Raw genomic sequence first — 23453 nt, 5'->3', positions numbered from 1 at the left:
AGGTACGGCCGCCGGCGCCCCGCAGGCGAGTTCATCAGCCGTGACGACCCTCCTGCCCACCGCAAGCCCGCCGCCACCCCTTCAATCGGTGCTGCCCTATCAGCCGGCGCTGACAGTGTTTCACGTGAAACATCCGTGAGGAAGGATTCAGTCTCTAGACGCAGGCCGTCCCGCCGTTCTATTCAAAGGGCCGAACCCATCCGAGCGTATGGTCTGGACCGAATAGAGGCGCCAAGCTAAGAAGGGCAGGCGTCATGTTTCACGTGAAACAACTAAGAAGAACATCGACACCTATGCGTAAATGATTGTGCACTATTACTTAAACCCCCGGCTGCCCCTCCGTGCGCTGAAGTTCGCCGGGGCCGTGCTTGTCGTCGTCTGTCGTTCGCCGTCTGACACACTCATGAAAGCGTCGAGCATTCAGGCTCCCTGTCGGCCGGGCTCCGACGGGATGGGGGACAGGGGTCTCTGGAGCACCTGGGCTCCTCGCTGAATCCCGGTTGGCCCTCATCCAGCCCAAGCCTGATTGGCCCCGGTCCAAGATTCCACGCGAAGCCGTGACTACAAGTCACCCTGTTGGCGGCGCACTGGTCTTTCCACACTGTTCCCTAACGGCCCGGCAGCCTTGGCGTCGCCGTTTCACGTGAAACATTCTGCACACACCGCGCGACAGGCTGACTCAGGCCGGGCGGCAGCGCGCGCTGGCGCGCAACGTCGCGGCCTCGAATGTCGCGGTCTCAGACTTGCCGGCCACGCGAGGGAGGAACCAATCCCGGACAGAGGACAGCGGGGGAGCGATTCAGCTCCGAGACGGTACCTCAGCAACGCCTCCGCCTACGTCGCCCCAGCGGTGGCAGACGTACCCCCGAGCCGGCTCGCGAGACTCGTCGCGCACAATCCCCCGATTGGCTCCTCAGGAGCCGAAGGGACCGAGGACGTGAAGCCCGGTTCCCATGCCACGAAGAACGCCAGGGCAAAAAACCGATCCGCAGCAGGGCGTAAGCCACTTAGCCGCAAACTCCGATCGGGGCCCCAGTTGGCTCAGTCGCAAGGACTCGTCAACCCACCCTCGGTACTGGCCCGGGGCCGGATTCCTAAGTGGTTCTCGACGGCGCCAGCGAGTCCTCGCCTCCGGCCCGTTCCAGCGTGGAGCTCAGCCCGATGGTACTTCCTTCAGTTCAGGACAAGACTCTACGAGCAGGCACTGCGCAGTGCTTTACTCATCTCACGCCGCGTGCATCCCAGCGCCCTTCAAAGCCCCCTGGGCTCCCCGTAATCGGCACTCCACATGCTTGGCTAGCAACGATGACCGGCCTCGCGAGTCTGATGAGGAACCCGACGATGCGATAGCCCGTGCAGCGCGAGGTCCCCACGTGCCGTCCTCCGACCCACAGGGGAGGGTTCGCTCCATCCTGGATTCCGCACTACTGACTCGGCGAATTGGAGCCGGCTCGAATACATGTTGGAGATTTCCACGGCATCTCGAGGCGTCACGAATCCTCTGTCGACTTACGCCGTGAGACTCCATCAGTGTCACTTGGAGTGTGTCCGGGCGCCGTCAGTAATCCATCCAATAGCCTTCGGCGGGGTTGGTGACGGCCCGCACTGGTGCCACCAGTCAACGTCCACAGACCCTCCGCGGCTGGCTCGGACCGGCGACAAGCGGGAGCAGCGACTGCCCTCTTGTGGGATGACCGGTTCCTCCGGCCAGTGATCTGCTCTGTCTCATCGTCTGTCTCCACCAGGTTCTCCACAGAAGTTATTCACATGGTTATCCACAGGTGCTGAGAGATTATTCACACCGCATGATGCACACCACAGGGCCGTGTCGAAATGCGAACACGCAATGACGCCTGCGGCATCTCGGGCTCGATAATGGTCTTCGCGGAGCCGGACGGCTGGCTCTTGTCACAGTCAAGAAATGCCCACAAGAGATGGGCAAAATCCCTGGAAAATTAACCATTCCACTGCGAATAGATAGGTGCGGCGTGTTGCCTTAAGCAGCCCGACCATTGACGGAGATTATGTTTCACGTGAAACTCTTCTCCACGATCCTGGCCAAGCAGCGGCGCCGGACAGCCGCTGCCGCCTCACCTTCATCCACTCTGGCGGACGGGATTCCTCGCAGACTAATCCACAAAGTTATCCACAGTTATATCCACCGATGTATCCACTGTGGATTGGGAGTGTCTGCTGTCTCCGTGGGACCCCTTAGATCATCTGGGGAGTGCCCCACGTCGACAATCCATCCAGCTGGTGCCTCACGGCTGATTCGCCAGTAGCGCTATAGCTCCAGATCACAGCGTCGGTGAAATCACGATCCGCCGACGCCACTCCCCACCGGGTTGCGCCTCCGTGCGACACCGATGGCCAACCCCCCAAGAGGTGCGCCGCCTTGCATTTGGCCGCGCCATCGAAGAAGAAGCCGTGGAACCAACGTGAACGGCCACGGGCGGAATAGTTCGCCTGACGAGCTACGGATTCCTTCCCCGCTCCGTCTGTTGACGCCGTCCAATATTGTCGCTCGAAGCTCGCATGCCGGACAGGAACTCGTTCTCTGCCTCTCCGGTCTGTACCGGTCTTCGAGAGCGGCAGCCCTGCCAAGGGCTACCTTTGACCGCACACAACGGAGACAGAGCGGGTAGCGTCGGCGTGACCGCCAGGCCAGAGCCGAGGGCTGGCCAAAGGAAGAATTGGTGCAACGGGACTACTACCGCCAGCGGCGGGGGGAGTGCGATGGGCGTCAGCCTGGCGGGAAGGCGGCCAGGAGGGCGGACCGAGGGAGGAGTCAGGATGACCGGCAAGCCACTTCCATGGACCGAGGCAGCGGGAGCGATAGCGCGCGCCGTAGACCCCCGCTCGGACGGAGCCGGACGAGCACGGCCGCTGCCGGTCGGACACTTGGTGCGGGCACTGCGGAGGGCTTCCAGATCGGCACAGCCGCTGGACGCGAGGTCGGGGCATTCAAGCGGAATCACGTCCCGCTGTTGGGCCGTCGGAGTTCGCGCGGACCAGTTCATGGATCACAAATGTGGCCAGCCTTCCTAGCGCCGGGAGTCGGCATCGTTTCACGTGAAACATCCGCGCTCTTGCCAGATGGATCGACTTCGCGCCGCATTGTCCGCCGACGAACGCCTCGATCACGGGGTGAAGCTCTACCGTCCCTGTGGACGTCCCCGTGGACGTCCCTGCTCCTGCCGTGGGCCATAGACGTGACTTACGCGGCGCTGGTCCGCATCGGCATCGGCATCGGCATCGGCGAACAGTGCCAGCACCTGCACTAGGCGGCGACCATGCCGCTGGAGGGTAAGTCCGAGCCAACGCGATCGAGGGAACGCTTGCCACCCCTAACGGGGGAGAGCCGCTGGCGCCCTCTCGTACGACGCATAGGGGCTGCCTTGCGCACGGAGAAATACCAAAGACGGAGCTCGGACAAAAGGTAGCCAGGCGACCAGGCAAATGACCGGGAGAGCCGGGGAGCGCGATCGACCAGGGCAGTCACTCTACTGCTCCTACGCGGGGGATTCCGACTCAGCCGCGACGAAGACGGCCACATTGCTGGCGGTCGCCGTAAACGCAGCTAGGAGGTCCGGGCTTGTGGCCCCGCACCCACATACCCTCACCCACGCCCACAGACCCGAGCTCACGCCCACAGTGATGATGGCACACCCCCAGGCTTGGTCCGGGGCTCCCGCACCTCTCGCTTGGGCTAGTGCAGTCCATCGACGTCGTGACGGAGTACTTTCGCTGTAGCGGATTCCCATCGTGGTCGGGGAGTGCCGGCCTCTTGCCGCAAACCGGCGCCCCAGAGTGTGTCCTGTTCAAGAGTCTTCCGCCGTCTGGGCGGAGGTCCGGCTGGAGGGCAGTGAATCCAACGGCACGCGCTGGGCTATCCTGTGCGGGCAGCGGAGTGTGACCCAAAGGGTCGGCTGTGCCTTCCTCCTGGCAGCCCCATCCCCTCATGATCGGGGCGACATTCTCATCCGGCGAGTTCAGTCGGCCAGAGGCACCGAATGATGTCCAATGCTCCCTGTTTTTTGTCTTGCGAGGGGGACTTGCCTGCTCCCGGTCCTCCTTGCGAAGTCGAGGCGCCCTGCCGGCACTGGCCAGAATTCCGAGGTGCAGGCGACTCACCGGAACCCGTCGCCCTGCCGGCGCCCCATCGCCAGGGCCGAGTCGGATTCCCGAGATCCAGTTGCCGAGATCGAATTGCCGCACGGCAGGCACTACTGCCCGCGTCCGTCCTGTTTGGAGAACCCTTGTACCAGGCTTCCAGGCCTTGGTATGCACGCTCCGGCCTCGGATCGGCTGGCGCTGTTTCACGTGAAACAGGAGCCACGCGTTCCGGATGTCAAACGGTGCACGGGTACCGCGCACCGGGAGCCGGCGACGGGGCGTCATTTCTGCCCCCGGCTACTTGCGTTAGTCATGGATCTGGATCCAGGCGGTCATCACGTCACCGAGTCATTTCTGTCCAAACGGAATCCGGCCGAGGTCCCCAGGGGCCACCCGTGGCCCCCCATGAGTTCGCTGCGAACACAACCTCATGATCCGCACGCGCAGGCGAGCGGCGATCCGTCGTGGACGCAGTCAGCAACTGTAGAGCCGACCACCTGCTGTCCATCCGCGAGAGCCTCGCCGCCTGGAGGCGAACCAGTGCGTGTGATGTCACGTGCACGGACAACCACTAGTCCGGTACTCCATGTCATGACCATAAGCGGCGAATGGCGGAGACCCGGTGACCAAGGCACCTGCGTCCACCCTGGCTAGCCAAGTGAACACGGTGCTCCTCCGTCGCGCCGGTGAACCCTGATAAGGAGTCGTGTCCGGCGGTGCGAGTCCACACGAGGAGCAGGCCGGCATTGGGCTTTGGAGGGCGGCATCGGGATTTAGAGGAGAAGAGAACTGCGACCGCGGGAGCTTGCCTTGCGGTGTGGATCTGGGGGAACATCCATTGCGGGCTGCAGGATCTACCACCCAGTCGGAAGACGGAGCCACCCGCGGCCTGCTGCACTAATCTACGCATCGCGGGCAAGCAGCTTACGGCCAACACCCGGCCTTCAACCACGTTCAGGGCGGCACGGACGCACCTCACCAATTTCCCCAAGCGCCACGATGGACTACTGCCGGATGCGGCGGCGGCATCAGCCACGCAGGGTATAACTAATGCGCCGCTGGCAGTGAGACGATTCGGCCCCCACCCCTGCAGCGGCAAACGAGGGCATAAAGGCAAGGCATTAAAAGAAGGTGGGTCTGTTTCACGTGAAACAGACCCACCCCAAACGACTCGGCGACTTTAGCCGGAAGCCCCAGGAGTCAAGACGTCCATGATCCGGTTTAGGTCCTCGACGCTGGCGAACTCGATGCTGACACGACCCTTGCGGGCACCAAGCGAGATCTTGACGTTGGTATCCAGCCGGTCGGACAGCGACGACGCCAAGTAGTCGAGCCTTTCGTGGCGTGCTCCCGGACGTGGAATGTTGTTCTTGGCCGGTGTGGCGGGGCTCTGGTAGAGAGTCACTGCTTCCTCGGTCGCGCGGACCGACATGCCTTCTGAGACAATTTTCTGCGCCAGGCGTTCCATGGCCGCGGCGTCCGGGAGGGCCAGCAAGGCGCGGGCATGACCTGCCGAAATCACGTTGGCGGCCACACGCCGCTGAACCAGGGGCGGAAGCTTCAGCAGTCGGAGGGTGTTGGACACCTGAGGGCGCGAACGTCCGATCCTGTCCGCGAGCTGCTCATGGGTGGTTCCGAAGTCTTCAAGGAGTTGCTGGTAGGCCGCGGCCTCTTCGAGCGGATTCAGCTGACTGCGGTGCAGGTTCTCCAGCAGGGCATCGCGCAGGAGGTCGTCATCGGTCGTATCACGGACAATCGCCGGGATAGTTTCCAGGCCTGCGGCCTGCACTGCACGCCAGCGCCTTTCACCCATGACGAGTTCATAGGGTTCGCCACCTTCTTCGGTTGAAGTGCGGACCACAATTGGCTGGAGGACGCCGATTTCGCGCACGGAGTGCACCAGCTCCGCCATGTCGTCCTCGTCGAAGACAGACCGGGGCTGTTTGCGGTTGGGATGAATGTCCGTGACCGGGATTTCGGCAAACCTGACACCGGGTACGGCCACGAGTTCGACGCCGCCGTCGTCATCGTGCTCGGGAGTGGAATCAAAGGCCAACTGCTCCCCGGCGGCCGCCTCTTTGGCAGCGGTAGTTGAAACCTTCGGCGCGGGCGTCTTCCGGGCGGGTGCCCTCTTGGTCCCCGCCGCACCGGCCGTGACGCCAGCCCCCGCAGCAGCATCGACACCACCGGATGAAACCGAATCAGGAACAGAAGCCGGGACGTCGGCGGAGTCGTCCGACGTTGCGGCCGCAGCCGGTGACGCCTTGGTTTTCGGGGCGGGGACGTCCAGGAGAGTTTCCGTCGCGGACTCGGAAGTCTTCTTCCGGGCTTCGGGAAAGAAGAGGTCCACGGGCCGGGATGGAGCAGCGCCGTTTCCGGAGGCGTTAGCCGCGGCGGAACTTGGAATGAGTGCGCCAAGTCCACGGCCGAGGCCGCGTCGCTTATCGCTCATGGATAAATCCCTCCAGTGGAAGAGCCGGGACTCACCTGGCTCTGGCTAGTGCAATTTTTGAAAAGATTCTAACGTTCAGCGATTTCCGCTGCGGCTTCCAGGTAGGACAAGGCGCCGCTGGAAGAAGGATCATATGTCATGACAGTCTGCTGGTAACTCGGAGCCTCGGAAATACGGACGGACCTCGGCACCACAGCCCCCAGCACCTGTTGCGGGAAGTGCTCACGTACCTCCGCCGCAACCTGCGCCGCGAGGTTGGTGCGGCCGTCGTACATGGTCAGGAGAATCGTGGAGACAACCAGATCGGCGTTCAGGTGCTTCTGGATCATCTCGATGTTCTTCAGGAGCTGGCTCAGTCCCTCAAGGGCGTAGTACTCGCACTGGATCGGGATCAGGACTTCACCGGCCGCGCAGAAGGCATTCACCGTCAGGAGCCCCAAGCTCGGCGGGCAGTCGATGAAGATGTAGTCCAGCCGCTCCTCGCCGTTCTTGGCGCGCTCCTTGGAGTACACATCGATTGCACGGCGCAGCCGCTGCTCGCGGGCCACCAGGCTCACGAGTTCGATTTCCGCGCCGGCAAGGTGGATGGTGGCGGGAGCACAGATGAGGTTGTCAATGTCGGGGCACGGGGCCACAACGTCCTTCAGGGGGACGTCGTTGATCAGGACATCGTAGATGCTGTCGACGTCGGCGTGGTGCTCAATGCCCAGGGCCGTCGAAGCGTTGCCCTGCGGATCGATATCGATCACAAGCACGTTCAGGCCGGCGGCCGCCAGGGCAGCCGCGATGTTGACGGTGGTCGTCGTCTTGCCGACGCCGCCCTTCTGGTTGGACACGGTGAAGATGCGGGTCTTTTCCGGCTTGGGCAGTTGCCGTCCCAACAGCCGTTCGCGGCGCTTGTTCTCGTGCGCGAGCTCGCGGGCGATGGGGCTGGAATCATCGATGGAGTCCAGCACGTTGCCCGTGTGAGGAAGGGATGTTTCACGTGAAACACCGGCCATTCCCGTTGCCCTAGCAACCGAACCCGTGTGAGTTCCGGAGTAGTCATGAGCGACTGCGGGAGCCGTAAACGCACGTGCGGACCCCAGGGACATAAACGGCGGGATCCGCTGTGTGGAGGCTTCGCTACTGCTCACTATGACACGCTCACTCTCATTCGGCTCTTACTGCCGGTTACTAGCCTAACCTCTTCCCCTCAGACTCCCCGGGCACCGGGGCCGATGCTAGGCAATCTTTTGAGGCTTGTTTACTACGATTCGGACCACAGTGGTGGGTTCTTCGAGCAGGTCTTCTCCCACCACCACCACAGACGTCTCAATGCCACCCAGCTTGCGGATAACCTTGGCTGCCTTTTCAATTTCCTCGCCGGCGCTGCGGCCCTTGATGGCCACGACTTCGCCCTTGCCGGCCAGGAGCGGAATGGTCAGTCCCGCGAGATTGGAGAGCGCGGATACCGCGCGGGCCGTAACGACGTCGGCGTTCACGAGCCCGACGGCGAGCTCGGCGCGCGTGCGCATGATCGTGACGTTCTCGAGCCCGAGATCATCCACCACTTCCTGGAGCCAGATGACCCGGCGCTCCAGCGGCTCGATCAGGGTCAGTTCCAGGTCCGGCCGGGCAATGGCCAGGCACAGGCCGGGCAGGCCGGCGCCGCTGCCGACGTCGGCAACATGGCTTCCGTGAGCAATCTGGCTTTCGATGACGGCACAGTTGAGGACGTGCCGGCTCCACAGCCGCGGCACTTCCCGGGGGCCAATGAGGCCCCGTTCGGTCCCGGAGGTCGCCAGGTGCTCGACGTAGCGCTTAGCCAGGTCCAGGCGGTCGCCGAAGATCGACTGTGCTGCCTTGAGTTCGGGTGCGGTAATTTCAACCATCAAGCTAGTCAACGGTTCAGTCTGCAGAGACAACGATGTGCCGGTCGGCGCCTTCGCCTTCGGACTCGCTCACGAGCCCCAAATCGGCGACGGCGTCGTGCACGATCTTGCGCTCGTAGGCGCTCATCGGAGCCAGTGCAACGGCCTCGCCGGATTCCTTGACCGTGGCAACGGCGTCTTCAGCGATCTTCTGCAGGTCTCCGGCACGCTCGGCACGGTACCCGTTGATGTCCAGCACCAGGCGGGACCGGTTCTCCGTGGCGGACAGGACGGCCAGCCGGGTCAGTTCCTGGAGCGCCTCAAGGACTTCGCCGTCGCGGCCGACGAGGCTTTCCAGCCCCGCGGATTCTTCCTCGGCAACGATTGAGATGTAGGTGCGGCCGTTACGGACCTCGATGTCGATGTCGCCATCGATGTCGGCGATGTCCAGCAGTTCTTCGAGGTAATCAGCGGCCACGTCCCCCTCTTCTTCGAGGCGGCTTGCGGAAACACCCTTGACGGGGCTGGTTCCCGTGTCCTGTGACGCATCGTGGGATGCCTCCTGGGCATCGTCCCGCTCGTCGTCAAACTCGGCGGAAATAGCGTGTTCGGTGCTCTCGGCGGACATTACTTCCTCTTCCTGTTTTTACGTTGCGGCTGGACGCGCTGGGCCTTAGCCTCCACTGCGGCAGCGGCGGAAGCCTCGGCTGCCTCGGCGTCGGCCTTCTTGCCACCCAGAAGGGGCATGGCGGGCAGGCCCTTGGCTGCCCGGCGCTCGGCCAGAGCCTTGGCGGCCGGTGATCCGGGCGTAGGCATCCGGCGGATCACGAAGAACTGCTGTCCCATGGTCCAGAGGTTGGTGGTGGTCCAGTAGATGAGGACACCGATGGGGAAGTTGATGCCACCCACACCGAAGACGACCGGCAGGATGTAGAGCATCATCTTCTGCTGGCGCATGAACGGGCTGGCCAGGGCCTCTTCGGACATGTTCTTGGCCATGATCTGTTTCTGCGTGATGAACTGCGAGGCCGTCATGGCCAGGATCATCACGATGGAGAGGATCCACACGGCCGTCTGGTTGCCGCCGCCGCCATGGAGCAGGGACGCGGACAGCGGTGCGCCGAAAATGGTGGACTCATCGAACTGCTTGACCTGCTCGGCGCTCATGGCGCCGATGCCCTGGCCGCTGACTTTGGCGCTGCTGATGCCCGAGAGCACCTGGAAGAGCGCGAAGAAGAACGGCATCTGGATCAGCATGGGCAGGCAGGCCGAGAACGGGTTGGTGCCGTGCTTCTTGTACAGCGCCATCTGTTCCTGCGCCATGGCCTGGCGGGAGAGCTGGTCGGTCTTGCCCTTGTACTTGTCCTGCATCTTCTTCAGGTCCGGCTGCAGCAGCTGCATGCCGCGCTGGGCCTTGATCTGCTTGACGAAGACGGGAATCAGGGCCGCACGAATGACCAGCACGAGCCCGATGATGGACAGGGTCCACGTCCAGCCGTTGGCCGGCGACATGCCGATGGCGCTGAGGCCGTCATGGAAGCCCACCATGATGGCTGAGACCAGCCATTTAAATGGGGCCAGGATTGTTCCAAAGATGTCCATACGATTCCCTATTCGTCAGGCCGCAGGGCGGCCTTCTCCATCAGGCTGAGCAGCCAAGTACTTGTCCGGGTTGTTCAGCACAACAATTGTGGGGGTGTGGTCGGCCGGCCACTCCCGGTGCCCGGCGGGGACATGGTCCACACCGCCGGCATTCCATGGGTGGCAGCGCAACAGGCGCCGGGCAGCCAGCCAGCTTCCCTTCACGGCACCGTGTACCGTGATTGCCTCAAGGGCATAGGCCGAACAGCTGGGAAAAAAGCGGCACACCTGGCCGTACAGCGGCGAGACCACCTTGCGGTAGGCCATCAGCAGCAGGATGAGAATGTTGCGGGGCAGGTTCCAGACCACCTTGCCCAACCAGCGCAGTGCAGATCCGAGAGTCACAACGCTCAGACGGGGGACGACGGCGGCAGTTGAGTTACGCACGCGGGGGTCCCTTCCTGTGTTGTCTCGTAAGAACCTGATGAAGCAGCCTTGGGAAGGCGGTTGCCCAGCCGCTTCATGGTTGTTTCCAAAGCGGCGTCATAGTCTGCGAGCAGCTGGTCCCAGCTGGCCCCCGCCGCGGCGGGCAACGCCCGGACCACGATGGCAAACCCGCTGCCGTATTTCTGCAACGACAAGGCGCCGGCTTCTCTCAGTCTCCTCTTAACGAGGTTTCTGACAACAGCGTTCCCGACACTCTTGGAAACGATGAATCCGATCCGGCTTGGTTCATCGGCAGCGAGAGCTGCCGTATATAACACTACGTTCCGGCGTCCATTGCGGACACCGGAACGTACAGTTGTTGAAAAATCGGTTGATGTCCGCAGACGGTTCCTGGTGGCTAGCACCGTTAAACTCGCACAGGGATGTGGACCGACGAGTCAGTTATTTAGGCCGACAGTTCGGTGCGGCCCTTGCCACGACGGGCTGCCAGGATGGCACGGCCGGCACGGGTACGCATACGAAGGCGGAAGCCGTGCTTCTTGGCTCGACGGCGGTTATTCGGCTGAAAAGTCCGCTTGCTCACGTTAGTTACTCCAGTGGATCAAAGGTGCGCCCACCCGATCAAGGGGAAGAACTGGCCGACGCTAAGTTTTGTATGTGCCGCTTCCCTCGTAACTCGCACGGCGCAGGGCGTCGAGAAAGAATCAAATGAGGCGAAAAGCGTACACATGGGACTTCACAACGTTAGGGCTTGCCAGCCTCCGGAGTCAAACCGAGGGTCGGCTCGCTGCGTTTCCCCAGCTGTGGCTAACTGCCGTCGCAGCCTGTGGATGAAGTGCGTCACGCGCCCCGTTTGAGAACCACAACGGTGTAATTATCCACAGGACAGAACCCAGCTATCTTCTAGCGTTTTCATCCCCTACAGTGTCTCAGTAACCCCTTATCCACGGACTGTGCATAACCCTGTGGATTGAGCCGGGCCGGCGCACAGCTCCGGACCGCGTGGATGCACGTAATGCAGGCCAGCAAGTTTGAGGAACTGATTGATGACAGTAGACGAAGCCAACCAAGCCAACACTGTCGGAAGTTCCTGGCGGCGGGTTGTCAGCCTTCTGGAGAACGACCACCGTGTCTCTCCCCGGCAGCGCGGCTTCGTCATCCTGGCCCAGGCGCAGGGCCTGATCGGTTCCACCCTTCTGGTGGCTGTCCCCAACGAGCTCACCCGCGAAGTCCTGCAGACCCAGGTCAAGGAAGCCCTGGATGACGCCCTCCGGAGCGTCTTCTCCGACGAAATCCGCTGCGCGATCGACGTCGACACGGATCTGGTGCCGCTGCACACGGAACCCGAACCCGCCGTCGAGCTTTCCCTCGCCGCCGATCCGACTGTGGAGTTGAAGCCGCAGCCGATGCTGCCGAGCACCTCACACGAATTCGGCCGGCTCAACCCGAAGTATGTCTTTGACACCTTCGTCATCGGATCCTCCAACCGGTTCGCCCATGCGGCTGCCGTGGCTGTGGCGGAGGCGCCGGCGAAGGCCTACAACCCGCTGTTCATCTACGGCGACTCGGGACTGGGCAAAACCCACCTGCTCCATGCGATCGGCCACTACGCACGCCGGCTCTACAGCGGAATCCGGGTCCGGTACGTCAACTCCGAGGAATTCACCAACGACTTCATCAACTCCATCCGTGACGATGAAGGCACCAGCTTCAAGACCACGTACCGCAACGTGGATGTGCTGCTGATCGACGACATCCAGTTCCTCGCCGGCAAGGATCGGACGCTGGAGGAGTTCTTCCACACGTTCAACGCCCTGCACAACAACAACAAGCAGGTGGTCATCACCTCCGACCAGCCGCCAAAGCTGCTCGCCGGATTCGAAGACCGCATGAAGTCACGCTTCGAGTGGGGCCTGCTGACCGATATCCAGCCCCCGGAACTCGAAACCCGCATCGCGATCCTTCGGAAGAAGGCCCTCAGCGAAGGCCTCTCCGCCCCGGATGACGCCCTCGAATACATCGCGTCGAAGATTTCCAGCAACATCCGCGAACTTGAAGGCGCCCTCATCCGCGTGACGGCCTTCGCCAGCCTGAACCGGCAGCCGGTGGATGTGGCCCTGGCCGAGATGGTGCTCAAGGACCTCATCACCGACGACGGTGCGCAGGAAATCACTTCGGCCCAGATCCTCACCCAGACAGCCGACTACTTCAAGCTCAGCATGGAAGAGCTTTGCAGCAAGTCGCGCACCCGCACGCTGGTGACCGCACGGCAGATCGCAATGTACCTGTGCCGGGAGCTCACGGACATGTCCCTGCCCAAGATCGGCCAGGAGCTCGGCGGCCGCGACCACACCACCGTGATCCACGCCGACCGAAAGATCCGCGAACTGATGGCCGAGCGCCGGGTCATCTACAACCAGGTGACCGAGCTGACCAACCGGATCAAGCAGCAGCAGCGCAATTCCTGAGCCGACGGCCGGCGCACTCTTACCTTATTAACAGGGCCCTGTGGACAACCCTGTGGATACTTAAGGGGACAACCGCGGTTAATGGGCTTAAAACCCTTAAGGCGCCTGTGGATCGGCGATCCGGCCAAAAATCTTGTCCCCATCCACACCCTGTTTAAAACCTGCTCCACCCACAGCCCATGAACAGGGCTTAACCGCGGATTCGCACGGCAGGATCGAGTTATCCACAGTTTCCACAGCAGTTATTAACACTACTAATCCCAAGAAAATGAAATTCCCTCAAACAACAATCTCCTTCCGCCTCCCCGCAGCGCCCAGGCCCGTTCCGGACCGGCGCCGGACACCGGCCCCGCGAACCACACTCGTGTAAGCCGGGGATGGGAGAAACGCTCACCTTGGGGCTAAGCTGTCTGCAGTGCGTCCGTCCCGGACATCTTTTGTGGTTCCCACCGGGCCATGGAGCCGGGGAGGGCGGACGCTTCCCTTGTTGACGGAGTTCGGCAGTCCTGCCGGGGTCCGCGGCAGCTTGAGATGTTTTAGCGATTTTCAGCACTGACAGCAGCAATGAAAGGCGGCACCCTTCCGTGAAGTTCAGAGTCGAACGGGACGTCCTGGCAGAAGCCGTGACATGGACCGCCCGGTCGTTGTCTCCGCGGCCGCCCGTTCCCGTACTTTCAGGCCTGCTCCTGAAGGCTGAAGCCGGTACCGTCAGCCTCTCGAGCTTCGATTACGAGACCTCTGCCAGGCTCGAAATCCCTGCTGACATCAGCACCGAAGGCACCATCCTGGTATCCGGACGCCTGCTCGCGGACATCTGCCGCAGCCTGCCCTCCGCCCCCGTCGAAGTCGAAACCGACGGCAACAAGGTGACACTGACGTGCCGCCGAAGCAGCTTCCACTTGGCCACGATGCCCGAGGCCGAATACCCGCCCCTTCCGGCCCTGCCCACCATCAGCGGCACCGTTCCGGGCGATTCGTTTGCCCAGGCGGTATCCCAGGTGATCATCGCGGCAAGCAAAGACGACACCCTGCCGATCCTGACCGGTGTGCGGATGGAGATCGAGGACGATCTCATCACCCTCCTGGCCACCGACCGCTACCGCCTGGCCATGCGGGAAGTCCCGTGGAAGCCCGTGACTCCCGGCATCTCCACGAGCGCCCTGGTCAAGGCCAAGACACTGAACGAAGTGGCAAAAACGCTGGGCAGCAGCGGCGACATCAACATCGCCCTTGCCGACGACGACAGCCGGCTGATCGGTTTCGAGAGCGGCGGCAGGACCACCACCTCGCTCCTGGTGGATGGTGACTACCCCAAGATCCGTTCGCTCTTCCCGGAATCCACGCCCATCCACGCCACCGTGCAGACCCAGGAACTGGTCGAGGCCGTGCGCCGCGTCTCGCTGGTCGCCGAACGGAACACCCCTGTCCGCCTCGCCTTCACCCAGGGCCAGCTGCATCTGGATGCCGGCACCGGCGAAGACGCGCAGGCCTCGGAGGAACTCGAAGCCCAGCTGACCGGTGAGGACATCACGGTGGCCTTCAACCCGCACTACCTGATCGAAGGCCTGAGCGTCATCGAAACCAAATTCGTGCGCTTCTCCTTCACCACCGCGCCCAAACCGGCCATGATCACGGCCCAGCAGGACGCCGAGGGTGAAGACCAGGGCGATTACCGCTACCTCGTCATGCCCGTCAGGCTCCCCAACTAACTAACAGATCTGGCCGTTTTGACCCCTCAAAACGGCCACAACTGCCAGTCAGCTCGGTGACGTCACCAACGAAGCACCCCCAGCGCAGAAAAGAGTTCATCCCGTGCACATCGGACTAATCGGCCTTGGAAAAATGGGCTTCAACATGCGCGAACGCCTGCGCAACGGCGGCATCGAGGTCACCGGTCTTGACCGGAACCCGGACATTACCGACGTCGCCACCGTGGACGAGCTCATCGCCGCCGTTCCGGCTCCGCGCCTCATCTGGGTCATGGTCCCCTCGGGCGACATCACCGACGCCGTGATCACCGAACTGGGCAACAAGCTCGACGCCGGCGACCTCGTCATTGACGGCGGCAACTCGCGGTTCACTGAAGACCAGAAACACGGTGCCGCGCTGGCCGAAAAGGGCATCAGCTTTGCGGATTGTGGCGTCTCGGGCGGAGTATGGGGCCTCCAGAACGGCTACGGCCTCATGGCGGGCGGCGATGCTGCGGACATCGAGCGCGCCCTCCCCGTCTTCGATGCCCTCCGTCCTGCCGGCGAACGCGCCGACAGCTTCGTCCACGTGGGCGGCATCGGCGCCGGCCACTACGCCAAGATGGTCCACAACGGGATCGAATACGGCCTGATGCAGGCCTACGCGGAAGGGTACGAACTCCTGGCCGCGAAGGACATCGTCGCCGATCTTCCCGGGACCTTCCGGGCCTGGCAGAAGGGCACGGTTGTCCGCTCCTGGCTCCTGGACCTCATGGTCAAGGCCCTCGACGAGGACCCAGGACTGGAATCGATCTCCGACTACGTCGAGGATTCGGGCGAAGGCCGCTGGACTGTCGAGGAAGCGATCGCCAACGCCGTGCCTGCACCGGCCATCACGGCTGCGCTGTTCGCCAGGTTCTCCTCCCGCGAGGACAACTCGCCGGCCATGAAAATGGTGTCCGCGCTGCGCCACCAGTTCGGCGGCCACGCGACCCGGCCGGCCAAGTAATCCTGCCCGTGAGGTCCTGAATCCCGCGTGTACCTAGAAAAGCTCTCGCTCACAGATTTTCGCAGCTACGCCCAGGTTGATCTCAGCCTGGAGCCCGGAGTCACCGTCCTGGTGGGATCCAACGGCATCGGCAAGACCAACCTGATGGAAGCCATCGGGTATCTGGCCACGCTCAACTCGCACCGGGTCAGCACGGATGCGCCGCTGCTGCGGTTCGGCACCGAGCGGGCGATGATCAGGGCCAAGCTGGTCCGCGGCGAGCAGGCCACCTTCCTGGAACTGGAAATCAACGCCTCCCGGGCCAACCGCGGACGGATCAACCGCAGCAATCCGGTCCGCGCCCGGGATCTTCTCGGCATCTGCCAGACGGTGCTCTTCGCGCCGGAAGACCTGGCGCTGGTCAAGGGCGATCCGTCGAACCGCCGCCGGTTTCTGGACGAACTCCTGGTCAGCCTCATGCCGCGGCACGCCGCCACCAGAAGTGACTACGACCGGGTCCTGAAGCAGCGCAACGCCCTGCTCAAATCTGCACGGGCCGGAAAATTCACGGCCGGGCATGAGGCAACACTGGATGTCTGGGACCAGCACATGGCGCGGGCCGGGGCCGAACTCCTGCATGCCCGCCTTGAGCTTGTCGACCGCCTGCAGCCGCACCTGAATAACGCCTACGCGCAGCTCACCGACGGCTCAAAGGAAGCGTCCGCGGTGTACCGGTCCACGCTCCAGGACATCCTGGACGACGACGGCGCCGCATCGCGGCCCGCGGGAGACTCCGGAAACGGTGTCGAGGCCGGGGCCGCCGCGCCCGCGGAAGACCTGCGCCTGCTCGACGTCGGGCAGCTCACCGACCGCTACATCCAGGCCTTTGCCGCGTCCCGCCGCAGGGAACTGGAACGAGGTATCTCTTTGGTGGGACCGCACCGCGATGAGCTGGAGCTCGTGCTGGGATCGGCCCCGGCCAAGGGCTACGCCTCGCATGGTGAAACCTGGTCCATGTGCCTGTCGCTGCGCCTGGCCTCGTACTACGTCATGCTTGACGACGCCCGCACCGGCGGATCGCCTCCGATCCTGATCCTGGACGACGTTTTTGCCGAGCTTGACGTCCAGCGGCGGCGTAAACTGGCCGCAATAGTATCCGGCGCCGAGCAAGTGCTGGTCACTGCCGCCGTCGAGGACGATATCCCGGCGGAACTGACCGGACGGCGGGTGAAGGTCATCCCGGGAGGAATCGATGAGCAGGACAATCGATGAATAAGGATACCGACGGCGGCCTGCAGCCGGGCCGCGACCCCGACGACATCGATGCGGCCCAGGCAGCCCTGAACAGGATGCGCGACGCCGCCGCAGCCCGCGGCGAGATCCGGCGTGCGGTCCCGCGCTCCGGCACCGGAACCCAAAAACCTGCCCGCAGCGCGCGCGGAACCCGCGGGTTCACCCAATTCCACGGCACCGGCCGGGATCCGCTGGGCCTGGGCAAGGTCGTGGGACGCCTTGTGGCCGAACGCGGCTGGACCTCGCCGGTGGCCGTCGGATCCGTCATGGCACAGTGGGCCGTCCTGGTGGGGCCGGAAATCTCCGCCCACTGCACTCCCGAGAGTTTCACGGACACCACCTTGCATGTGCGGACCGATTCAACGGCGTGGGCAACCCAGCTGCGGCTGCTGAGCAGCAGCCTGCTGGAAAAATTCCGCACCGAGCTCGGCGACGGCGTCGTGACCAGCATTCAAGTGCTTGGACCGGCCGCACCAAGCTGGCGCAAGGGCCTCCGGACCGTCAACGGCCGAGGACCCCGTGACACGTACGGATAGCCCCGGAAGGCACGGCGCGCGCCGGATCTGAAGCACTTCTTGCAAAAACCCTTGAAAAATCCCCGAACGGCGTGTAGGGCGCTCGAACGCCCCCGAGTCGTATAGGCACCCTAGGGCTGGACCCCGAAAGCCTTGCAGGGGGAGCCAGCGGCCTCTCAGCGGCACTTTCCCGCCCGTTTGGCGCCCTGGAATGCGGGTTTGCGCCCTATAACACGATAGAATCGTTGAAGATAACTGGGCGCCGGTGAAACGTTGACTGAGTCCGTTTCCGACGCAATTTCAGCGTGCGGCGGACGGATTCCCAAGTCGGCGTAACCCCGGAGCCGTCAGTGACGTGCCTGTTGGCAGGAGCCCTTTCCACGCTAGAGGCAAGGGCCGGCCTTCAACGAACATAGAGGAGTCGAAAGCGCCTGTGGCTAACGACAATGCAGACATCCGGTCAGCGGAAGATGTAGTGGAAGACGTAGTGAAAGAGGCGGCGGTAGCGGGGTCGTCCGGGACCGCGACTTCGCACGAATACGGCGCCAGCGACATCACGGTGCTTGAAGGCCTGGAGGCAGTCCGGAAGCGTCCGGGCATGTACATCGGTTCCACCGGTCCCCGCGGCCTGCACCACCTGGTCTACGAAGTCGTCGACAACTCAGTTGATGAGGCATTGGCCGGCTACTGCACCCACATCGAAATCGTGCTGCAGGCCGACGGCGGCGTCAAAGTGGTGGACAACGGCCGTGGCATCCCGGTCGATATGCACCCGACCGAACACAAGCCCACTGTGGAAGTCGTCATGACCATCCTGCACGCCGGCGGCAAGTTCGGCGGGGGCGGCTACGCGGTCTCCGGCGGCCTGCATGGCGTCGGCATCTCGGTGGTCAACGCGCTCTCCAGCAGGGTCAACACCGAAGTCCGACGCCAGGGGCACGTCTGGCGGATGTCCTTCGCCGACGGCGGCAAGCCGCAGGGCGGCCTGGTTCAGGGCGAGGAAACCTCCGAGACCGGAACCACCCAGACGTTCTACCCGGACGCCGGCATCTTCGAGACCACGGAATTCGACTTCGAGACGCTCCGCGCACGTTTCCAGCAGATGGCGTTCCTGAACAAGGGGCTACGGATCACCCTGACTGACGAACGCCGCGCCCCGGAGGAGCCGTCCGATGACGCGGACCTCGATCTGGACGCCGTTGCCGTCGAGGGCGAAGTCCCCGCGGAGTTCCACACCGTCGTCTACCAGTACGACGACGGCCTGCTGGACTACGTCAAGCACCTGAACTCCGGTAAGAAGGTCGATGTGGTCCATGAGGACGTCATCGCCTTCGAGACCGAGGACACGGAACGGCACATCGCCCTGGAAATGGCGATGCAGTGGACCAACGCGTACTCCGAGAGCGTCCACACCTACGCCAACACCATCAACACGCATGAGGGCGGCACCCACGAAGAAGGCTTCCGTGCCGCGATGACGTCGCTCATCAACCGCTACGCGCGCGAGAAGAACATCATCAAGGAAAAGGATGACAACCTCACCGGTGACGACATCCGCGAAGGCCTGACGGCCGTCATTTCCGTGAAGCTCTCCGAGCCGCAGTTCGAAGGCCAGACCAAGACCAAGCTCGGCAACTCCGAGGTCAAGGGCTTTGTCCAGCGGGTTGTCACCGACGGGCTGGGCGACTGGCTCGAGCGCAACCCCGGCCCCGCCCGGGACGTCATCCGCAAAGCGATCTCGGCCGCCCAGGCGCGCATGGCGGCCCGGAAGGCCCGCGACAACGCCCGCCGCAAGAGCCCGCTGGAATCCTTCGGCATGCCCGGCAAGCTCTCCGACTGCTCCTCCAAGAACCCGGAGAAGTGCGAGGTCTACATCGTGGAGGGTGACTCGGCCGGTGGTTCGGCCAAACGCGGCCGCAACCCGGAGACCCAAGCCATCCTGCCGCTCCGCGGCAAGATCCTGAACGTGGAACGGGCCCGCCTGGACAAGGCACTCGGCAATGCCGAGGTCCAGTCCATGATCACGGCCTTCGGCACCGGCATTGGCGAGGACTTCGACCTTGCCAAGCTGCGGTACCACAAGATCGTGCTCATGGCCGATGCCGACGTCGACGGCCAGCACATCACGACGCTGCTGATGACCCTGCTGTTCCGCTACATGCGCCCGCTGATCGAAAACGGCTTCGTCTACCTCGCCCAGCCGCCGCTGTACCGGATCAAGTGGTCCAACGCACCGCACGATTACGTCTACAGCGACCGTGAACGGGACGCGAAACTGCTCTCCGGGCAGGCCGCCGGCCGCCGGATCCCCAAGGACAACGGCATCCAGCGCTACAAGGGCCTCGGCGAAATGGACTACACGGAGCTGTGGGACACCACCATGGACCCGGACCACCGGACCCTCTTGCAGGTGACGATGGACGACGCCCTGGCAGCGGACCAGATCTTCTCCGTCCTGATGGGCGAGGACGTGGAATCGCGCCGGAACTTCATTCAGCAGAACGCCAAGGACGTTCGGTTCCTGGATATCTAGCGGCGAAAACCCCCTAATATTCCAGAGCTGATATATACCCGAAACGGAAAATATAGACTATGAGTGACGAAACACCCGAGGTGCCGGTCGGTTCGACCGGCTCCGAGCCCGTCCTTGAAGGCGCCATCCTCGACGGCGACGTGCTGACCGACCGCGTCGAGCAGGTGGACCTGCAAACCGAAATGCAGCGCTCCTACCTCGACTACGCCATGGCCGTCATCGTGGGCCGGGCCCTGCCCGATGTCCGCGACGGCCTCAAACCGGTCCACCGCCGCGTGCTGTACGCGATGTTCGACGGCGGCTACCGCCCGGAGCGCTCGTTCAACAAATGCGCCCGTGTGGTGGGCGAGGTCATGGGCCAGTACCACCCGCACGGCGACACCGCGATCTACGACGCCCTGGTGCGCCTGATCCAGGACTGGACCATGCGCTACCCGCTGGCGCTGGGCCAGGGGAACTTCGGTTCGCCCGGCAACGACGGGGCCGCGGCCCCGCGGTACACGGAAACCAAGATGGCCCCGCTCGCCATGGAGATGGTCCGGGACATCGACGAGGAAACCGTCGACTTCCAGGACAACTACGACGGCAAGAACCAGGAACCGACCATTCTTCCGGCCCGGTTCCCGAACCTGCTGGTCAACGGCTCGTCGGGCATCGCCGTCGGCATGGCCACCAATATCCCGCCGCACAACCTCCGCGAGGTCGCCGACGGCGTCCAGTGGTACCTCCAGAACCCGACGGCCAGCCGCGAAGAGCTTCTCGAAGAGTTGATCCTGCGCATCAAGGGACCGGATTTCCCGACCGGTGCCACGATCCTCGGGCACAAGGGCATTGAGGACGCCTACCGCACGGGCCGCGGCTCCATCACCATGCGCGCCGTGGTCAACGTCGAGGAGCTCCAGGGCCGCACGTGCCTGGTGGTCACCGAACTGCCGTATCAGGCCAACCCGGACAACCTGGCCATCAAGATCGCCGAGCTGGTCAGGGACGGCAAGATCTCCGGCATCGCCGACCTCCGCGATGAGACCTCCGGCCGCACAGGCCAGCGCCTGGTGATCGTGCTCAAGCGCGACGCCGTGGCCAAGGTGGTGCTCAACAACCTCTACAAGCACACCCAGCTCCAGGACAACTTCGCGGCCAACATGCTCGCGATCGTTGACGGCGTGCCGCGCACGCTCAGCCTTGATGCGTTCATCCGCCACTGGGTTACCCACCAGATGGACGTCATCGCCCGCCGCACCCGGTACCGCCTGCGCAAGGCCGAGGAAGAGGCGCACATCCTGCGCGCCCTGCTCAAGGCGCTGGATGCGCTCGATGAGGTCATTGCCCTGATCCGCGCGTCCAACACCACCGAGGCCGCCCGCGACGGGCTCATGGAACTGCTGGACATCGATGAGCTGCAGGCCCGGGCCATCCTGGACATGCAGCTGCGCCGGCTTGCGGCCCTGGAACGCCAGAAGATCCAGGACCGCCATGCCGAACTCGAGGCCCTCATTGCCGAGTACAACTCGATCCTGGCCTCTGAGGAGCGCCAGCGCGAGATCATCAGCACCGAACTGGGCGAAATCGTAGCCAAGCACGGCGATGACCGCCGCACCAAGGTGCTCATGGGCTTCGATGGCGACATGTCCATGGAGGACCTGATCCCCGAAGAGGAAATGGTGGTCACCATTACCCGCGGCGGCTACGTCAAGCGCACCCGCAGCGACAACTACCGCTCCCAGCAGCGCGGCGGCAAGGGCATCAAGGGTGCCCAGCTGCGCGGGGATGACGTCGTGGAGCACTTCTTCGTCACCACCACGCACCACTGGCTGCTCTTCTTCACCAACCTGGGACGTGTCTACCGGGCCAAGGCCTACGAGCTCGCCGAAGCCGGACGCGATGCCAAGGGCCAGCACGTGGCCAACCTGCTGGCCTTCCAGCCGGATGAGCACATCGCCCAGGTCCTGGACCTGAAGGACTACCAGCACGCCCCGTACCTGGTGCTCGCCACCAAGCGCGGCTTGGTCAAGAAGACCCGCCTGGAGGACTACGACACCAACCGGTCCGCCGGCGTGATCGCCATCAACCTGCGCGACGGCGATGAGCTTGTCTCGGCCCAACTGGTGTCCGAAACCGATGACCTCATGCTCGTCTCCCGCAAGGGCCAGTCCATCCGCTTCACCGCGACGGACGAGGCGCTGCGCCCGATGGGCCGCGCCACCTCCGGCGTTACCGGCATGAAGTTCCGTGAGGACGACGAACTGCTCGCAGCCGACGTCGTGAAGGACGGCTCGTTCGTGTTCATCGTGACCGAAGGCGGCTTCGCCAAGCGGACCGCGGTAGAGGAATACCGGCTTCAGGGCCGCGGCGGCCTCGGCATCAAGGTCGGCAAATACCAGGAGGAGCGCGGTCACTTGGTGGGCGCCCTCATCGTCCAGGAAGAGGACGAGGTCCTGGTGGTCATGGAGGGCGGGAAGGTGGTCCGCTCCTCGGTCAGCGGTGTGCCGGCCAAGGGCCGGGACACGATGGGTGTGATCTTCGCCAAGCCGGACAAAAACGACCGCATCATCGCCGTTGCGCGCAACAGCGAACGCGGGCTGGAAGGCGACGAGCCTACCGACGGTGAAGATACCGGCGAAGAGGCCGGCGGCGACGCTCAAACTCGGGCTTCCTCGCCGGATGACGTAACGTTGGCTGAAGATGGCGGATTGCACGAGAGGTCCGCAGCGGCAGAATCAGTACCGGCCCCGGAGTCAGATGAGTCATCAGGCAATGCCGAGCTGGACGAAGACAACACCGGAGGTAACGAGTGAGTAATTCCGACTCATATCCCAAACCGAGCAGCGGCGTGCCGGGCGGAGTGCGGCAACCTGCCGCAGCACCGCGTGTGGGCGCTCCCTCGCGTCCGCAGCAGCGCCCCGGCGTGTCCGGCGCGGCCACGGCTGCAGGCCAGCGGCCGCCGGCCCCCGGCCAGCGCCCCGCCGTGCCCGGCCAGCGCCCCGCCGTGCCGGGACAGCGCCCCGCTCAGTCCGGCGGGCAGAACTCGGCCGGATTGATCAAGCCTGCCCCCAAGGCGAAGGTACGCCGGGCCAGACTGCTGATCAGCAAGGTGGACCCCTGGTCCGTGCTGAAAATGGCCTTCCTGCTCTCCGTAGCCTTGGGCATCGTCACTGTCGTGGCGGCAATCGTGCTTTGGACCGTCCTGGACCTGACCGGGATCTTCGACCAGGTGGACAGCCTGCTCGGGACCCTCGCGGGCTCCGAAGGCGGTGGCTTCGAACTGAAGAAGGTGGCATCCCTGGGGCAGGTGGCGTCGTTCGCCACCATTATCGCCGTGATCAACGTGGTGCTGCTGACGGCCCTGTCCATGCTTTCCGCGGTGCTGTACAACATCGCGGCGACGCTCGTGGGCGGCATCGGTGTGACCCTCACGGACGACTAAACCCGTATTTTTCCGCGGAATCCTGCGGAAAAGTTCCTCGATTTGAGATCGGGCCGGGATGTGCTGTACAGTCATATCTCGGCCCGATGAGGCAT

At 63.6% G+C, this 23453-nt stretch carries 16 protein-coding genes; 8 read left to right on the top strand and 8 right to left on the bottom strand.

Features of this window, described 5'->3' with window-relative positions:
- Window positions 1-5296: 5296 nt before the first annotated feature.
- From ACVWYS_RS19420 to rpmH, 8 genes are all read right to left on the bottom strand, one after another.
- Window positions 5297-6568: a ParB/RepB/Spo0J family partition protein gene (locus tag ACVWYS_RS19420; protein ID WP_456507894.1), complete on the bottom strand. Its 1272-nt coding sequence runs from the start codon at window positions 6566-6568 to the stop codon at window positions 5297-5299.
- A 68-nt stretch (window positions 6569-6636) separates the two neighbouring features.
- Window positions 6637-7704 (bottom strand): ParA family protein, encoded by a 1068-nt coding sequence (locus tag ACVWYS_RS19415; protein ID WP_272914142.1) that lies wholly within the window; start codon window positions 7702-7704, stop codon window positions 6637-6639.
- Between the two features lie 87 nt (window positions 7705-7791).
- A complete protein-coding gene (rsmG, locus tag ACVWYS_RS19410; protein ID WP_116766328.1) occupies window positions 7792-8442 on the bottom strand; it encodes a 16S rRNA (guanine(527)-N(7))-methyltransferase RsmG in 651 nt (216 codons plus the stop codon).
- Between the two features lie 16 nt (window positions 8443-8458).
- Window positions 8459-9049: a Jag family protein gene (locus ACVWYS_RS19405; RefSeq protein ID WP_116766329.1), complete on the bottom strand. Its 591-nt coding sequence runs from the start codon at window positions 9047-9049 to the stop codon at window positions 8459-8461.
- On the bottom strand, window positions 9049-10023 hold the full coding sequence (gene yidC, locus ACVWYS_RS19400; protein ID WP_344364968.1) for a membrane protein insertase YidC: 975 nt from the start codon (window positions 10021-10023) through the stop codon (window positions 9049-9051). The genes ACVWYS_RS19405 and yidC overlap by 1 nt, the downstream gene beginning before the upstream one ends.
- Before the next feature lie 15 nt (window positions 10024-10038).
- Window positions 10039-10449: a membrane protein insertion efficiency factor YidD gene (yidD, locus tag ACVWYS_RS19395; protein WP_425547167.1), complete on the bottom strand. Its 411-nt coding sequence runs from the start codon at window positions 10447-10449 to the stop codon at window positions 10039-10041.
- Window positions 10413-10853 (bottom strand): ribonuclease P protein component, encoded by a 441-nt coding sequence (gene rnpA, locus ACVWYS_RS19390; protein WP_116766331.1) that lies wholly within the window; start codon window positions 10851-10853, stop codon window positions 10413-10415. Before rnpA ends, yidD begins: the two co-directional genes overlap by 37 nt.
- Before the next feature lie 41 nt (window positions 10854-10894).
- Window positions 10895-11032 carry a 50S ribosomal protein L34 gene (gene rpmH, locus ACVWYS_RS19385; protein WP_003800212.1) on the bottom strand — a complete coding sequence of 46 codons (138 nt, stop codon included), beginning with the start codon at window positions 11030-11032 and terminating at the stop codon, window positions 10895-10897.
- 463 nt (window positions 11033-11495) lie between these two features.
- Here rpmH and dnaA point away from each other — a divergent pair, with 463 nt between their 5' ends.
- The 8 genes from dnaA (at window position 11496) to ACVWYS_RS19345 (ending at window position 23358) form a co-directional block, all read left to right on the top strand.
- On the top strand, window positions 11496-12917 hold the full coding sequence (dnaA, locus tag ACVWYS_RS19380; RefSeq protein WP_018775671.1) for a chromosomal replication initiator protein DnaA: 1422 nt from the start codon (window positions 11496-11498) through the stop codon (window positions 12915-12917).
- 584 nt (window positions 12918-13501) lie between these two features.
- Entirely contained in the window at window positions 13502-14626 is a 1125-nt protein-coding gene (gene dnaN / locus ACVWYS_RS19375; RefSeq protein WP_091248545.1) for a DNA polymerase III subunit beta, read from the top strand.
- A gap of 103 nt (window positions 14627-14729) precedes the next feature.
- Window positions 14730-15614, top strand: coding sequence for a phosphogluconate dehydrogenase (NAD(+)-dependent, decarboxylating) (gnd, locus tag ACVWYS_RS19370; protein ID WP_116766332.1), 885 nt, complete (start codon window positions 14730-14732; stop codon window positions 15612-15614).
- Window positions 15615-15641: 27 nt separating this feature from the next.
- Window positions 15642-16865 (top strand): DNA replication/repair protein RecF, encoded by a 1224-nt coding sequence (gene recF, locus ACVWYS_RS19365; RefSeq protein ID WP_456507893.1) that lies wholly within the window; start codon window positions 15642-15644, stop codon window positions 16863-16865.
- Window positions 16862-17422 (top strand): DUF721 domain-containing protein, encoded by a 561-nt coding sequence (locus ACVWYS_RS19360; protein ID WP_116766334.1) that lies wholly within the window; start codon window positions 16862-16864, stop codon window positions 17420-17422. The genes recF and ACVWYS_RS19360 overlap by 4 nt, the downstream gene beginning before the upstream one ends.
- A 454-nt stretch (window positions 17423-17876) precedes the next feature.
- Window positions 17877-19934 (top strand): DNA topoisomerase (ATP-hydrolyzing) subunit B, encoded by a 2058-nt coding sequence (gene gyrB, locus ACVWYS_RS19355; protein WP_116766335.1) that lies wholly within the window; start codon window positions 17877-17879, stop codon window positions 19932-19934.
- A gap of 59 nt (window positions 19935-19993) precedes the next feature.
- Window positions 19994-22729, top strand: coding sequence for a DNA gyrase subunit A (gene gyrA, locus ACVWYS_RS19350; RefSeq protein WP_456507892.1), 2736 nt, complete (start codon window positions 19994-19996; stop codon window positions 22727-22729).
- Window positions 22726-23358, top strand: a complete 633-nt coding sequence (locus ACVWYS_RS19345) for a DUF3566 domain-containing protein (RefSeq protein ID WP_116766337.1) — start codon at window positions 22726-22728, stop codon at window positions 23356-23358. Before gyrA ends, ACVWYS_RS19345 begins: the two co-directional genes overlap by 4 nt.
- The last annotated feature ends 95 nt before the right edge of the window (window positions 23359-23453 follow it).

The organism is Arthrobacter sp. TE12231 (genome assembly GCF_054062895.1).
Note: the sequence above shows the minus strand (reverse complement) of the source record. Positions and strands in the feature narration are given on the sequence as shown.

Bases quoted from the DNA above. Each gene is read 5' to 3' on its own strand.
- ACVWYS_RS19360 (WP_116766334.1), top strand. From the start codon at position 16,862: ATGAATAAGGATACCGACGGCGGCCTGCAGCCGGGCCGCGACCCCGAC.
- dnaA (WP_018775671.1), top strand. From the start codon at position 11,496: ATGACAGTAGACGAAGCCAACCAAGCCAACACTGTCGGAAGTTCCTGG.
- ACVWYS_RS19420 (WP_456507894.1), bottom strand. From the start codon at position 6,568: ATGAGCGATAAGCGACGCGGCCTCGGCCGTGGACTTGGCGCACTCATT.
- rsmG (WP_116766328.1), bottom strand. From the start codon at position 8,442: ATGGTTGAAATTACCGCACCCGAACTCAAGGCAGCACAGTCGATCTTC.
- gyrA (WP_456507892.1), top strand. From the start codon at position 19,994: ATGAGTGACGAAACACCCGAGGTGCCGGTCGGTTCGACCGGCTCCGAG.
- ACVWYS_RS19405 (WP_116766329.1), bottom strand. From the start codon at position 9,049: ATGTCCGCCGAGAGCACCGAACACGCTATTTCCGCCGAGTTTGACGAC.
- yidC (WP_344364968.1), bottom strand. From the start codon at position 10,023: ATGGACATCTTTGGAACAATCCTGGCCCCATTTAAATGGCTGGTCTCA.